General features: G+C 64.3%; 6 protein-coding genes. 2 read left to right on the top strand and 4 right to left on the bottom strand.

All coding sequences use genetic code 11. The annotated features are described in order from the left end of the window. Window positions 1-92: 92 nt before the first annotated feature. A complete protein-coding gene (locus DK261_RS05795; RefSeq protein WP_009046637.1) occupies window positions 93-1,895 on the bottom strand; it encodes an acyl-CoA dehydrogenase in 1,803 nt (600 codons plus the stop codon). Between the two features lie 655 nt (window positions 1,896-2,550). Then, window positions 2,551-6,504: a trifunctional transcriptional regulator/proline dehydrogenase/L-glutamate gamma-semialdehyde dehydrogenase gene (gene putA, locus DK261_RS05790; RefSeq protein WP_110175393.1), complete on the bottom strand. Its 3,954-nt coding sequence runs from the start codon at window positions 6,502-6,504 to the stop codon at window positions 2,551-2,553. Between the two features lie 461 nt (window positions 6,505-6,965). Here putA and putP point away from each other — a divergent pair, with 461 nt between their 5' ends. Together putP and DK261_RS05780 are read left to right on the top strand one after the other, a co-directional pair. Then, window positions 6,966-8,450, top strand: coding sequence for a sodium/proline symporter PutP (putP, locus tag DK261_RS05785; RefSeq protein WP_009046639.1), 1,485 nt, complete (start codon window positions 6,966-6,968; stop codon window positions 8,448-8,450). 161 nt (window positions 8,451-8,611) lie between these two features. Continuing rightward, complete coding sequence (locus tag DK261_RS05780) at window positions 8,612-9,448, top strand: 23S rRNA (adenine(2030)-N(6))-methyltransferase RlmJ (RefSeq protein WP_016704476.1); 837 nt, start codon at window positions 8,612-8,614, stop codon at window positions 9,446-9,448. Between the two features lie 112 nt (window positions 9,449-9,560). Here DK261_RS05780 and msrA read toward each other — a convergent pair whose 3' ends face one another. Both msrA and DK261_RS05770 read right to left on the bottom strand, forming a co-directional pair. Continuing rightward, window positions 9,561-10,208 (bottom strand): peptide-methionine (S)-S-oxide reductase MsrA, encoded by a 648-nt coding sequence (gene msrA / locus DK261_RS05775; RefSeq protein WP_007926804.1) that lies wholly within the window; start codon window positions 10,206-10,208, stop codon window positions 9,561-9,563. 73 nt (window positions 10,209-10,281) lie between these two features. Then, window positions 10,282-12,975, bottom strand: a complete 2,694-nt coding sequence (locus tag DK261_RS05770) for a bifunctional diguanylate cyclase/phosphodiesterase (protein ID WP_023970169.1) — start codon at window positions 12,973-12,975, stop codon at window positions 10,282-10,284. Window positions 12,976-12,977 lie beyond the last annotated feature (2 nt).

Here is a 12,977-nt window from a genome sequence, read left to right as displayed (position 1 = left end):
CCACAACCTGCAACGCCGTTGCGGTTGTGTCGGACTGATTGTTTTCGCGAGCAGCCGGGCGGCGCTCGATTGCTCGCGACGCTTTTAGCGCTTCAGAACCACTCGTCCTGCATGCCCAGGCAGGTATCGTCCCGCGCTTCCAGCAAGGCCAGTTCGTGATGACAGGCCGGCACTTCCCAGGTCAGGAAGTAACGCGCTGCCTGCAGCTTGCCCTTGTAGAACCCCACATCCGCCGTGTTGCCCCTGGCCAGGCCTTCCTGTGCGCGAATCGCCTGCTCCAGCCAGCGCCAACCGATCACCGTATGACCGAAGGCTTTCAGGTACAGCGCCGAGTTGGCCAGGCTGCTGTTGACCTTGCCCTGGGCCAGGTCGGTGAGCAGGCCGATGGTCACGCCTTGCAGGCGCGCCACCAGTATTTCCAGCGGTTGGCGCAGCACTGTCAGGGCTTCGTGGGCCTGGGCCCGCTCGCTGGTGTCGGCGATCAGGCGGATCAGTTGTTTCAACCCCGCGCCGCCGTTCTGCGCCAGCTTGCGCCCCAGCAGGTCCAGGGACTGGATGCCGTGGGTGCCTTCGTGGATCGGGTTCAGGCGGTTGTCGCGGTAGTACTGTTCCACCGGGTATTCACGGGTATAGCCGTGGCCGCCGAGGATCTGGATCGCCAGTTCGTTGGCCTTCAGGCAGAACTCCGAGGGCCAGGATTTGACGATGGGCGTCAGCAGGTCCAGCAGTTCATGGGCCTGTTTGCGCCGGTCTTCGTCGGGCAGGGTGGTGGTGTCGTCGAACAGCCGCGCGGCGTACAGGCCGAGGTCGAAAGCGCCCTCGACATAGGCCTTCTGGGTCAGCAGCATGCGCTTGACGTCGGCGTGCTGGACGATCGACACCGGCGCGGTAGTCGGGTCCTTGCTGTCCGGCAGGCGGCCTTGCGGGCGTTCGCGGGCGTATTCCAGGGAATACAGGTAGCCGGCGTAGCCAAGCATCACCGCGCCCATGCCGACGCCGATCCGCGCTTCGTTCATCATCTGGAACATGTAGCTCAGGCCGTGGTGCGGCTTGCCCACCAGATAGCCCACACACTCCCCGTTATCGCCGAAGTTCAGCGCCGTGGAGGTGGTGCCGCGCCAGCCCATCTTGTGGAACAGGCCGGCCAGCAGCACGTCGTTGCGCGGGCCCAGGCTGCCGTCGTCGTTGACCAGGAACTTGGGCACGATGAACAGCGAGATGCCTTTCACCCCGGCCGGTGCGTCCGGCAGCTTGGCCAGCACCATGTGCACGATGTTCTCCGACAGCGGGTGATCGCCGCCGGAGATGAAGATCTTGTTGCCCTTGAGCCGGTAGGTGCCGTCCGCCGCCGGTTCGGCGCGGGTGCGGATATCCGACAGCGACGAGCCGGCATGGGGCTCGGTCAGGGCCATGGTGCCGAAGAAGCGCCCGTCGATCATCGGCTGCAGGAAGCGCCGTTTCTGCTCCTCGGTGCCGAAGCTTTCGATCAGGTTGGCCGCGCCCATGGTCAGGAACGGGTAGGAGGTGGAAGCCGCGTTGGCCGCCTGGAAGTGAGCGAAGCAGGCCTGGGACAACAGCGTCGGCAACTGCATGCCACCGGCCTCGAAGCTGCGCGCGGCGTTGAGGAAGCCGGCTTCGAGAAAGGCGTCGACCGCGGGTTTCACTTCCGGAATCAGGATCGCCTTGCCGTCTTCATAACGTGGCTCGTTTTCATCGCCTTTGCGGTTGTGTGGGGCGAAGAACTTCTCGGCGATGCTGCGCGCGGTGCCGAGGGCGGCGTCGAAGGTTTCCCGGTTGTGCTCGGTGAATCGCTCGCGCTGGGTCAGGCCCTCGGCATCGAGGACTTCATACAGCTCGAAAGCCAGATTGCGGGAACTGAGCAGCGTCTCGGACATGGCGGCCTACCTGTGATTGGACTCAGCCGAGTCTAGGCGGGTGAATAAACTCTGGATAGCAAGATTGATGAAGGTGATAAAGGTGCCAAACACAGGGGATGGGGGCGGCAGGTGTAGCCGCTGTCGAGCGCCAGCGAGGCTGCGATCGCCTGCGCAGCAGGCGCCAAGCCAGACGACCCCATCCATCAGACATACCGCGTCGCCTGGTTTTACGGGGCTGCGCCCCGATCGCAGCTTCGCCAGGGCTCGACAGCGGCTACAGGGATGGCGGCAGGTGTAGCCGCTGTCGAGCGCCAGCGAGGCTGCGATCGCCTGCGCAGCAGGCGCCAAGCCAGACGACCCCATCCATCAGGCATACCGCGTCGCCTGGTTTTACGGGGCTGCGCCCCGATCGCAGCCTCGCCAGGGCTCGACAGCGGCTACAGGGATGGCGGCAGGTGTAGCCGCTGTCGAGCGCCAGCGAGGCTGCGATCGCCTGCGCAGCAGGCGCCAAGCCAGACGACCCCATCCATCAGGCATACCGCGTCGCCTGGTTTTACGGGGCTGCGCCCCGATCGCAGCCTCGCCAGGGCTCGACAGCGGCTACGGGGGATTTGCGGAGGGCATGAAAAAGGGCGCCGGTGAGGGCGCCCTTTTCATGTTGCTGACTGACGGCTTAGCCGATAGTCATCAGGCTGGCGTTGCCGCCGGCCGCCGCGGTGTTGACGCTCAAGGCACGCTCGATCACCAGGCGTTCCAGGGCAATCGAGGTTTCGCCTTGCGACAGGCCATGAACCCCGACGATGGCGCCGGCACGCTTGGCCACTTGCTGGCAGACCGCGCGCAGCTGGTCGGAGTGGCCGTGATGCAGGACCGCATCGAACACCACTTCGTCCTTGGTCCAGTCGGCCACGCGCTGGATGCGCGCTTGCACGTCCTTCGGCAGGCGGGCGTAGAGCGCCTTGCCCGGCTCGCCTTCCGGCCAGACCGCCGAACCGCCTACGGCCAGGACGGCCGCCAGTTGGCTCAGCAGGTCGCCTTCGACTTCCGCCAGGCACAGCACGTGTTCGCGCGGCAGGATGGCGTAGCTGTTGCGTTCGCCGGTCGGGCCGGCCAGGACGCGGGTGATACCGCTCTGCGACTGCGCCGCGAACTGCACGCACAGGGCGCTGAGATCCGCCAGCTTGTTGCTGTCGGCCCAGGCTTGCAGGGCGCTCAGCGGCTTGCTCATGGCATCGCGCAGGCGCACGTCCGGGGCGTTCAGGGCGTCGCTACGGGCGAACGACTGCTCGATGGCGTCGGTCGGGCGGGTCGACAGCAGGCGGTACAGGTACAGCGGGCCACCGGCTTTCGGGCCGGTGCCCGACAGGCCTTCGCCGCCGAATGGCTGCACGCCAACCACGGCACCGACGATGTTGCGGTTGACGTAGACGTTACCGGCGTTGACGTTGTCGATCACCTTGGCGATGGTCTCGTCGATGCGGGTGTGCACGCCCAGGGTCAGGCCGTAGCCGGAGGCGTTGATCTGCGCGATCAACTGGTCGATGTCCTTGCGCTTGTAGCGCACCACGTGCAGCACCGGACCGAAGATCTCGCGTTGCAGCTCGTCGAAGCTTTCCAGCTCGATCAACGTCGGCATCACGAAGGTGCCGCGCTTGATTTCTTCGCCATCGGCGATCGCCACCTGATACACGTTGCGGCCTTTGTCGCGCATGGCCTGGATGTGTTTCTCGATGCCGGCCTTGGCTTCGGCGTCGATCACCGGGCCGATGTCCACGGACAGGCGCTCAGGGTTGCCCAGGCGACTTTCGGCCATGGCGCCCTTGAGCATTTCGATCACGCGGTCGGCGGAGTCTTCCTGCAGGCACAGTACGCGCAGGGCCGAGCAACGCTGGCCGGCGCTGTCGAAGGCCGAGGAGACGACGTCGATCACCACTTGTTCGGTCAGGGCCGAGGAGTCGACGATCATCGCGTTCTGGCCGCCGGTTTCGGCGATCAGCGGGATTGGTCGGCCCTGGGCGTCCAGGCGGCCGGCGACGTTGCGTTGCAGCAGGCGCGCGACTTCGGTGGAACCGGTGAACATCACGCCTTTGACCCGATCGTCGCCCACCAGGCGGGCACCGACGGTTTCGCCGCGGCCCGGCAGCAGTTGCAGCACGCCTTGCGGAATGCCGGCTTCGAGCATCAGGCGCACGGCCTGTGCGGCGACCAGCGGCGTCTGTTCGGCCGGCTTGGCCAGTACCGGGTTACCGGCGGCCAGGGCAGCGGCGACCTGGCCGCTGAAGATCGCCAGCGGGAAGTTCCACGGGCTGATGCAGACCACCGGACCCAGCGGGCGGTGCGCGTCGTTGCTGAAATCGTTGCGTGCCTGCACCGCGTAGTAGCGCAGGAAGTCCACGGCTTCGCGCACTTCGGCGATGGCGTTGGCGAAGGTCTTGCCGGCTTCGCGGGCCAGCAGGCCCATCAGCGGCTGGATCTCGCCTTCCATCAGGTCGGCGGCGCGTTCGAGGATCGCCGCGCGCTCGGCCGGCGGCGTGGCCTGCCAGATCGGTGCGGCGTTCAGCGCGCACTGGATGGCGTTGTCGACGTCTTCGACTGTGGCTTCCTGGACATGGCCGACCACGTCACGGTGATCGGACGGATTCAAGACCTGCGCCGGGGTTTCGCTGCTGGAGGCGCAACCTAGCATCGGCGCGGCTTTCCAGTGGTTGTGGGCGGTGGCCAGCAGGGCGCAGGACAACGACGCCAGGCGGTGTTCGTTGGCCATGTCGATGCCGGCGGAGTTGGCGCGCTCGCTGCCGTACAGGTCACGCGGCAATGGAATGCGCGGATGCGGCAGGCCGAAGCCGCCTTCCAGGGTCGCCATCTGCTCGATCTGGCTGACCGGGTCGGCCACCAGCTCCTGGATGGAGATGGATTGGTCGGCGATGCGGTTGACGAACGAGGTGTTGGCGCCGTTTTCCAGCAGGCGGCGCACCAGGTAGGCCAGCAGGGTTTCGTGGGTGCCGACCGGTGCGTACACGCGGCACGGACGGTTCAGCTTGCCATCGGCGACCTTGCCTACCACCTGTTCGTACAGCGGTTCGCCCATGCCGTGCAGGCACTGGAACTCGTACTGGCCCGGGTAGTAGTTCTGACCGGCGATGTGGTAGATGGCCGACAGGGTGTGGGCGTTGTGGGTGGCGAACTGCGGGTAGATGACTTCCGGTACCGACAGCAGCTTGCGGGCGCAGGCGATATAGGAAACGTCGGTGTACACCTTGCGGGTGTAGACCGGATAGCCTTCCAGGCCTTCGACCTGGGCGCGCTTGATCTCGCTGTCCCAGTAGGCGCCTTTCACCAGGCGGATCATCAGGCGGTGACGGCTGCGGCGCGCCAGGTCGATCACGTAGTCGATCACGTACGGGCAGCGCTTCTGGTAGGCCTGGATCACGAAGCCGATGCCGTTCCAGCCGGTCAGCTGTGGCTCGAAGCACAGGCGCTCGAGCAGATCCAGCGACAGCTCCAGGCGGTCGGCTTCTTCGGCGTCGATGTTCAGGCCGATGTCGTATTGCTTGGCCAGCAGGGTCAGCGACAGCAGGCGCGGGTACAGCTCGTCCATCACGCGCTCGTACTGGGCGCGGCTGTAGCGCGGGTGCAGGGCCGAGAGCTTGATCGAGATGCCCGGGCCTTCATAGATGCCGCGACCGTGGGAGGCCTTGCCGATCGAGTGGATGGCCTGCTCGTAGGACGCCAGGTATTTCTGCGCGTCGTGCTCGGTCAGTGCCGCTTCGCCGAGCATGTCGTAGGAGTAGCGGAAGCCCTTGGCTTCGAACTTGCTGGCGTTGGCCAGGGCTTCGGCGATGGTTTCGCCGGTGACGAACTGCTCGCCCATCAGGCGCATGGCCATGTCGACGCCCTTGCGGATCATCGGCTCGCCGCTCTTGCCGATGATGCGGCTCAGGGATGAGGTCAGGCCGGCTTCGTTGTGGGTGGCGACCAGCTTGCCGGTCAGCAGCAGGCCCCAGGTGGCGGCGTTGACGAACAGCGACGGGCTGTTGCCCAGGTGCGGCTGCCAGTTGCCGGTGCTGATCTTGTCGCGGATCAGCGCGTCACGGGTGCCTTTGTCCGGGATGCGCAGCAGGGCTTCGGCCAGGCACATCAGGGCCACGCCTTCCTGGGACGACAGGGAGAACTCCTGCAGCAGGCCCTGGACGATACCGGCACGGCCGCCGGCGCTCTTCTGGTTGCGCAGTTTCTCGGCGATGGTCGCGGCCAGCTTGTTGGTGGCTTCGGCCATGCTGGTCGGCAGGCGCGCCTGCTCCAGCAGCATCGGTACCACTTCTGGTTCCGGGCGGCGATAAGCAGCGGTGATCGAGGCGCGCAGCACCGATTGCGGCAGGATGCTTTCGGCGAATTCGAGGAAGCACTGGTGGGCGTGGTCGGTCTGTACTTCGCCGGCGTCATCGCCATCGGTGCGGGTCGAACCGCTCAGCTCGGTCAGGGTTGCACCACCCTCGAGTTTTTCCAGGTAATTGAAAATTGCCTGCTTGATCAGCCAGTGCGGCGTGCGATCGATCGAGGTCGCGGCGGCCTTCAGGCGTTCGCGGGTCGGGTCGTCGAGTTTGACCCCAAGGGTGGTGGTAGCCATATTTTTATCCTCATGTTTACCACGGTTGCGTGGCATCAGCTGGCGGCAAGATTAGCCGTGCGCCGAAAGAGGTGCAACCGGGTGCAACCTGTTTTTTATCGGAATGATCGACAGCTCATCAGGAATTGATTTCCGGTCCCGGGGCGGCGCTTCTGCTTGGTGCTTTTAATTCTGTCGCGCCTGGTTTTTGCTCCAAAAAGGAGCAAAAACGCGGCGTTCGCCGGAAAAATCGCTTAGGTGCAACTTATTCTCGCGAAACAGGTTGCACCTTCTTTGAGTTGTTGAATAGCATTCGCGCCCAAGGTGCAACCGGTCCTCGCGACTGGTTCATCGGCTGATGGCTTTCCTGGGGAAACATCAGTCATAAATGCGCGGAGTACCCAGCCGTCTCTCCAACGTAGTCGTTTGAGAGCGGTGGTGCTGACCGCCGCTACATAAAAACAAAGCCAGGGCGTAACTCAATGAGTGCAAGCAATCCAACCTTGATCACGTTCGTGATCTACATCGCAGCTATGGTGCTGATCGGCTTCATGGCCTATCGCTCGACCAACAACCTTTCTGACTACATCCTCGGTGGCCGCAGCCTGGGTAGCGTGGTGACCGCGCTTTCCGCCGGCGCTTCCGACATGAGCGGCTGGTTGTTGATGGGCCTGCCGGGCGCCATCTACATGTCCGGCCTGTCCGAGAGCTGGATCGCCATCGGCCTGATCGTCGGTGCCTACCTGAACTGGCTGTTCGTCGCCGGTCGTCTGCGAGTACAAACCGAACACAACGGCGATGCATTGACGCTGCCGGACTACTTCTCCAGCCGCTTCGAGGACAAGAGCGGGCTGCTGCGGATCATCTCCGCGATCGTGATCCTGGTGTTCTTCACCATTTACTGCGCTTCCGGCATCGTCGCCGGTGCCCGTCTGTTCGAAAGCACCTTCGGCATGCCCTACGAGACCGCGCTGTGGGCCGGTGCCGCGGCGACCATCGCCTACACCTTCGTCGGTGGTTTCCTGGCAGTGAGCTGGACCGACACCGTGCAAGCCACCCTGATGATCTTCGCCCTGCTGCTGACACCGATCATCGTGCTGCTGGCCACCGGTGGCGTCGACACCACCTTCCTGGCGATCGAAGCCCAGGACCCAAGCAACTTCGACATGCTGAAAAACACCACCTTCATCGGCATCATCTCGCTGATGGGCTGGGGCCTGGGCTACTTCGGCCAGCCGCACATCCTGGCACGCTTCATGGCCGCGGACTCGGTCAAGTCGATCGCCAACGCCCGTCGCATCTCCATGACCTGGATGATCCTGTGCCTGGGCGGCACCGTGGCCGTGGGCTTCTTCGGTATCGCCTACTTCTCGGCGCACCCGGAAGTGGCCGGTCCCGTGACCGAGAACCACGAGCGGGTGTTCATTGAATTGGCGAAGATCCTCTTCAACCCTTGGCTGGCCGGTGTGCTGCTGTCGGCCATCCTGGCGGCGGTGATGAGTACTTTGAGCTGCCAACTGCTGGTGTGCTCCAGTGCCCTGACCGAAGACTTCTACAAGGCCTTCCTGCGTAAACATGCTTCCCAGCTGGAGCTGGTGTGGGTCGGTCGTGCCATGGTGCTGCTGGTTGCCCTGGTCGCCATCGCCATGGCCGCCAACCCGGAAAACCGCGTACTGGGCCTGGTCAGCTACGCCTGGGCCGGTTTCGGCGCGGCCTTCGGCCCTGTGGTGCTGATCTCGGTACTGTGGAAAGGCATGACCCGCGACGGCGCGCTGGCCGGCATCATCGTCGGTGCCGTGACCGTGATCCTGTGGAAGCACTTCAACCTGCTGGGCCTGTACGAAATTATCCCGGGCTTCATCTTCGCCAGCCTGGCCATCCTGCTGGTGAGCAAGATGAGCGCGCCGAGCGTCGGCATGGTCCAGCGTTTCGAGGCGGCCGAGAAAGACTACAAGCTCAACCACTGATCGGGAGCCGCTGAGGCGGCGCCCTTGCAGTGACTCGAAAAGCCCGCATTCCCTGGGATGCGGGCTTTTTCATGGGTGCGTTTTGCGCCAGGGAGCTTCCCGACACGACCTGACGCCGGCCGTGGCACAGGGTAAACTTCGCCCCCTGCGCAGGAGCAACCATGAACTATCGTCACGCCTTCCACGCCGGCAACCACGCCGACGTCTTCAAACACCTGACCCTGACCCGCCTCATCGCCCTGATGTCGCGCAAGGAGCAGCCGTTCGCCTATCTGGACAGCCATGCCGGCATCGGCCTGTACGACCTCCAGGGCGATCAGGCCAACCGCACCGGCGAGTACCTGGAAGGCATCGCGCGCCTGTGGGGCGAGCAGGACCTGCCAGCGCTGACCGCCGACTACATGGCGGTGCTGCACAAGATGAACCCCGATGGCGAGCTGCGTTATTACCCGGGCTCGCCCGAGCTGGCGCGGCGCCTGACCCGCCCCCAGGACCGCGTGTTGCTCAACGAGAAGCACCCGGAAGACGGGCTGCTGCTCAAGGAAAACATGAAGGGCGATCGCCGGGTGGCAGTCCACCTGGGCGAGGGCTGGCATGTGGCGCGGGCATTGTTGCCGGTGGCCGAGAAGCGCGCGGTGATGTTGATCGACCCGCCGTTCGAACAGCTCGACGAAATGCAGCGTTGCGCCGCGTCGCTGAAAGAAGCCATCGGCCGGATGCGCCAGACCGTGGCGGCCATCTGGTACCCGGTCAAGGATCAGCGGGCACTACGCCGCTTCTACCAGGACCTGGCCGGTACCGGCGCGCCGAAGCTTTTGCGTGTGGAATTGCTGGTGCACCCGCTGGACACCCCCAACAGCCTGAACGGCTCGGGCCTGGCGATCGCCAACCCGCCGTGGGGGCTGGAAGAGGAGTTGCGCGAGCTGCTGCCGTGGCTGGCGCAGAAACTGGGCCAGACCCAGGGCGGCTGGCAGATGGATTGGCTGATCGCCGAATAATGTGAGGTTGTAGCCGCTGCCGAGGTACGAGGCTGCGATGGGCAGCGAAGCGGCCCCCGAGGGCGCTCCTGCGGACCGCATCGCAGCCTCGTGCCTCGTCAGCGGCTACGGGTCAGATCGGGCAGGTCACGCCTGTGCCGCCGATCCCGCAGTAGCCTTCCGGGTTCTTCGCCAGGTACTGCTGGTGGTAGGCCTCGGCGTAGTAGAAGGTCGGGGCTTCTTCGATTTCCGTGGTGATGGCGCCCAGCCCGGCCTTGGTCAGCTCGGCCTGGAACACTTTTTCGCTGGCCTTGGCCTGCTCCAGCTGGGTCGGGTTGGTGGCATAGATCACCGAGCGGTACTGGGTGCCGATGTCGTTGCCCTGGCGCATGCCCTGGGTCGGGTTGTGCAGTTCCCAGAACATTGCCAGCAGTTCCTGGTAGCTGACTTTTTCCGGCTCGTAGACCACCAGCACCACTTCGCTGTGGCCGGTCAGGCCCGAGCAGACTTCTTCGTAGGTCGGGTTCGGGGTAAAGCCGCCGGCGTAGCCCACCGACGTGCTGAACACGCCCTCGCGCTGCCAGAACTTGCGTTCCGCACCCCAGAAGCAACCCAGGCCGAAGATGGCGAATTCCACGTTGCCCGGGAATGGGCCCAGCAGCGGGTTGCCGTTGACGAAGTGTTCGGCTGGCACGGTCATCGGGGTTTCGCGGCCAGGCAGAGCTTGTTCTTTGGTAGGTAGCACGTTTTTGTTCACCAGAATTTCCGAGCGCAGAACCATGATCAGTCCTCTCAGTCAGGGTGGGATTGAGTAATTAACCAGACTTGCAGTTTGCCCGAGTGTTACAGCGCTGTCAGGCGATTGGGCCGCGCGGATAACGTTTGAGCTTGTCGATCAGCTCCGAGCCGGGGATCGGCCGGTCGAACAGGTAGCCCTGGCCGACATCGCAGCGGTGGCGACGCAGGAAGGACAGCTGCTCCGCGGTTTCGATGCCCTCGGCCACCACCTGGATTTTCAGGTTGTGGGCCATGGCGATCACCGCCGAGGTAATTTCCATGTCGTCCTGGTTGGCGGGGATTTCATGGATGAAGCTGCGATCGATCTTGATGATGTCGATCGGGAATTTTTTCAAGTAGCTCAGCGACGAATAGCCGGTGCCGAAATCGTCCATGGCCAGGGTCAGGCCGAGCTTTTTCAACTGGTCGAGTTGCTGGTGGGTGTCTTCGGTGGCTTCCAGCAGCAGGCCCTCCGTCAGCTCGAGCTCCAGCAGCGAGGCGGGCAGCTGTTCTTCCTTGAGGATGCTGGCGATGGAAGCCACCAGGTCCGGGTCGGAAAACTGCTTGGGCGACAGGTTGATCGCCACCTGCAGATTGCCCAGGCCGGCGGCGGTGAGCTGCTTGCTCATGCGACAGGCCTGGCGCGCGATCCATTTGCCGATCGGGATGATCAGGCCGGTCTCTTCGGCGACGCTGATGAACTGGTCCGGGCGGATCATGCCCTTTTCCGGATGGTTCCAGCGCAGCAGCGCTTCCAGGCCCAGCAGGCGTCCGCTGCGCAGGCACAGCTTGGGCTGGTAGAACACGTCCAGCTCGTTCTGGGTCAGGGCGCGACGCAGGTTGTTTTCCACGAACAGCTTGTAGCTGGCTTCGGCGTTCAAGGCTTCGGTAAACACCTGCACCTGATGCTTGCCGTTGGCCTTGGCCTTGTGCAGGGCCAGGCCGGCGTTGCGCATCAGGGTCTGCGGGTCGCGGCCGTGCAGCGGCGCGCAGGCCAGGCCCACGGAGCCGGTGACGCTGATGAGTTGGTTGTCGACGAACATCGGCTTGTCGAGGGTCATCAGCAGCTGGCTGGCGATCTGTTGGCCGGCTTCCAGGTCGGTGTCGTCCAGCAGTACGGCGAACTCGTTACTGGCGAAGCGCGCCAGGCTGCCGCTGGGGCTCAGGCTGTTGCGCAGGCGCCGGGCCAGGCTGATCAGCAGCTTGTCGCCGGTCTGGTGGCCGAGGCTGTCGTTGATCCGCTTGAAGTTGTCGATGTCCACCAGCAGCAGGCTGATGGGGCTGTCGCTGTCGCGGGCGAAGCGTTCGTCGAGATTGCGGATGAAGGCCGGGCGGTTGCCCAGGTTGGTCAGGTTGTCGGTGTAGGCCAGGCGTTCGATGCGTTGCTGGGCGAGCTTGGTCTGGGTGATGTCTTCGTAGATGCCGATGTAGTGGGTCAGTTCGCGGTTGTCGCCATAGACCTTGGAGATCGACAGCTGGCCCCAGTACGGCTCCAGGTTCTTGCGCCGGCTCTTGAACTCGCCCTGCCAGCTGTTGCTCTTGGCCAGGCTGGAGGGGGCGTCGAACAGCAGCTCACTGAGGTTCTCCAGCGCCGGCAGTTCCGCCAGCCGATGGCCGTGGACTTCCTCGGTGCTGTACTGGGTGATCGCGGTGAAGCTCGGGTTGACGTACTCCACCACGCCGTCGCAGTTGACCAGCAGAAAGGCATTGGCGCTTTGCTCGACCGCCCGCTGGAACAGGTGCAGGGCGCTGGTGGCGGTACGGCGGTTATGGTTGTTGATGACCTGGGCGAACTGGTCGGCCAGCTCGCCGGCAAAGGCGATTTCATCGGATTGCCAGGCGCGGGTGTTGCCCACTTGTTCCAGGCACAGCACGCCGACCACCTGGCCGTCGATGCGGATGCTGGCATCGAGCATGGCGTTGATATTGCGCGGGCGCAGGCTTTCGGCCATTTCCCGGGTGCGCGGATCGCGCATGGCATTGTGCGCATCGATGGCCCGGCTGGTGTGCAGGGCTTCGAGGTAGTCGGGGAAATCGCTGGCGTCGATCGCCTCCGGCAGGATGTATTGCTGCAGGTCGCGGTGATAGGCGCAGATCGGCACCAGCAACTGGCCTTCCAGGTTCCAGATGCTGGCACAGTCGATTTCGTAGATGTCGCAGGCGCTGCGGGTAATCAGCTCGGCGGCTTCCAGCAGGGGGTTGTTGGTGCTGTAGCGCTGGCGGGCCAGGAGCAGGATCAGGTCCTGCTGGGCGCGCACCCGTTCGAGGTGCTGGAGTTGTTCCTGCTGGGCCCGCTGGTTGAGTTCCAGGGCGATTTGCAGGCGGCTGTTCTGGGTTTCCAGGTCGGGCGCGGGGAGCGGCTGATCGTCGTTGAACAGGCCGTCGACCACCAGGAAATAACCCCGCAGCAGGTGTCGATTGTGCTGTTTGTAGGCTTCGCCGAGTTCCAGCAGGCTGAGTGAGCCCTTGGCGGTGTGCAGGGTGTAGCGAATCAGGTAATGCGGGCTGTGGGTCAGTTGCTGCTGGATCGCGTCGTGCAACTGATAGCGGGCTTCCGGTTCCATCAGGCTGGCATAGGGCGAGCCGACCAGGGCACAGAGCTCGACGGCGGGCAGGCCGAATTGGCGTTCACAGTTCGGGTCGAGAAACAGCAGGGCCCAGCTCGCTTCATTCAGCCGTTCGAAACGCAGCATGCCGAGCCGCGAGGGCACGGGCAACTGCGTCACTACCTCGGCCACCATACGGCTGGCGGCATCGGGTTGGCTTTTCATGG

Origin of the sequence: Pseudomonas sp. RW409 (genome assembly GCF_003184125.1) — a bacterium.
Classification (GTDB): domain Bacteria; phylum Pseudomonadota; class Gammaproteobacteria; order Pseudomonadales; family Pseudomonadaceae; genus Aquipseudomonas; species Aquipseudomonas chlororaphis_I.
The sequence above is the reverse complement of the archived record's forward strand: the minus strand, read 5'-3'. Positions and strand labels throughout refer to the sequence as shown.